Source organism: Pseudomonas sp. P5_A2_2, from assembly GCF_054177685.1.
This window is the reverse complement of record NZ_JBGCUL010000935.1, coordinates 1-1710: the sequence shown is the minus strand read 5'-3', so window position 1 is coordinate 1710 and position 1710 is coordinate 1. Positions and strand designations below refer to the sequence as shown.

Sequence of the window (1710 nt, the reverse complement as noted above, 5' to 3'; positions counted from 1 at the left end):
GCGGTACACCGCGTTCATGGTGTTGGCGCTCTGGCCCGGTATGTCGATGGTCAGGACCACGATCTGGTCCTGGCCTTTTTCGTAACGAATGGCTTCGCTCATAACTGGGTTCCTTGAAGTCCGGGCTCAGAGGCGTTCGATGATGGTGGCAATGCCCATGCCGCCGCCGACACACAGGGTCGCGAGGCCATAACGCAGGCGTCGGGCTTCCAGTTCATCGAGCAGCGTGCCGAGAATCGCGCAGCCAGTGGCACCCAGCGGGTGGCCCATGGCGATGGAACCACCGTTGACATTAACCTTGTCCGGGTCGACGGCCATGTCCTTGATAAATTTCAACACCACCGACGCGAACGCCTCGTTGACCTCGAACAGATCGATGTCTTCGACCYGCAGCCCGGCCTTGGCCAGCGCCTTGCGGGTCGCCGGCGCAGGGCCGGTGAGCATGATGGTCGGATCAGTACTGGTGACCGCAGTGGCGACAATCCGCGCCCGGGGCTGCAAGCCCAGCGCCCGGCCCTTGGCTTCGGAGCCGATGAGCATCAGCGCCGCGCCATCGACAATCCCGGAACTGTTGCCGGGGGTGTGAACATGATTGATCCGCTCGACGTGGCTATAGACCCGCAGCGCGGTGGCATCGAAGCCCATCTGCCCCATCATCTCGAAACTTGGCTTGAGCTTGCCCAGGCCTTCCAGGGTCGATTCGGCGCGGATGAACTCATCGTGGTCGAGCAGGATGATGCCGTTCTGGTCCTGCACCGGCACCAGCGATTTGTTGAACGAACCGTCAGCTCGCGCACGCGCAGCCTTTTGCTGGGAATGCAGCGCGTAGGCATCGACGTCCTGACGGCTGAAGCCTTCAAGGGTGGCGATCAGGTCGGCGCCCACCCCCTGTGGCGTGAAGTGGCTGTGCAGGTTGGTCGCCGGGTCCAGCGCCCAGGCCCCGCCATCGCTGCCCATCGGCACCCGCGACATCGACTCGACACCGCCGACCACCACCAGGTCTTCGAAGCCGGAGCGCACTTTCATTGCGCCGAGGTTGACCGCCTCCAGCCCGGAAGCGCAGAAACGGTTGATCTGCACCCCCGCCACACTGACATCCCAATCGGCCACCTGAGCAGCAGTTTTGGCGATGTCAGAGCCTTGATCGCCAACCGGCGTCACGCAGCCGAGCACCACGTCATCGACCTGGCTGGTGTCCAGCGCCATGCGCTGTTGCAGTGCGGTGAGCAAACCGGCAACCAGATTCACCGGTTTGACACTGTGCAAGGCGCCGTCGGCCTTGCCTTTACCACGGGGCGTGCGTAACGCGTCGAAAATCAATGCTTGGGTCATGACGTCCTCGAACCACAGTGCAGGTGGGTAAATACCGAGCGCTCACTCTTGGCCCGAGCCGCGATTGATTCAATGACCTTAGCGCTCACTGACGTTGACGCTCACGCTCAGACGGACGGTAGTCAGCTACCGGATTAACCGATTCAAGACACCAAGCTGTCTAGCCAACGGGCGCCAAAGAAGCTGGCAATAGGCCTCATACCTTTTTTAAAGCGAATAGTAACAACTCCATATGAAATGGATCTAAACCAAGCGCAGCGCGGGCTCTAAGGTTCACTTGTACGAAGTTGTCGTCGGGTTTTGCCGAGACGCTCGTCACTACAGGAAGTGCAACGCGCTGCCAACATGGAGATATGCAGGCAGGCATCAGGAAATAAC

The 1710-nt window shown here is 60.7% G+C and carries 3 protein-coding genes; all 3 read right to left on the bottom strand.

Annotation, left to right across the window (positions count from 1 at the left end):
* On the bottom strand, positions 1-102 hold a 102-nt coding region (locus ACXRVY_RS27500; RefSeq protein WP_458238780.1), incomplete at its 3' end, for a hypothetical protein.
* A gap of 24 nt (positions 103-126) precedes the next feature.
* Positions 127-1332, bottom strand: a complete 1206-nt coding sequence (locus ACXRVY_RS27495) for an acetyl-CoA C-acetyltransferase (RefSeq protein ID WP_458238779.1) — start codon at positions 1330-1332, stop codon at positions 127-129.
* Between the two features lie 196 nt (positions 1333-1528).
* Positions 1529-1710, bottom strand: a 182-nt coding sequence (locus ACXRVY_RS27490; protein ID WP_458238778.1) for a hypothetical protein, incomplete at its 5' end; no start/stop codon positions are given.